Raw genomic sequence first — 268 nt, forward strand, 5'->3', positions numbered from 1 at the left:
AGGTATAGACACCATTCGATCTAGTGTTACTTACACTATTCCTACCAACGTTGAAAACCTAAATCTGACAGGAACAGCAGCTATTAACGGTACAGGGAACGCACTTAATAACGTCATCACAGGTAACTACGCTAATAACACCCTTGACGGTGGTTTAGGCAATGATATCTACATTGTTGATAATCCCAATGATACCATTATCGAAAGTGCCATCGCAGGTACAGATACCATTCAATCTAGTGTTACTTTGACTCTTGCTGCTAACGTG

Annotated in this window: 1 pseudogene; it reads left to right on the forward strand. The window is 40.7% G+C overall.

Annotation, left to right across the window (positions count from 1 at the left end):
- Positions 1-268, forward strand: a pseudogene (locus FFO06_RS21310) (S8 family serine peptidase); the annotation flags it as partial.

It is taken from the genome of Dolichospermum planctonicum (assembly GCF_005402965.1).
GTDB lineage: Bacteria > Cyanobacteriota > Cyanobacteriia > Cyanobacteriales > Nostocaceae > Dolichospermum > Dolichospermum planctonicum.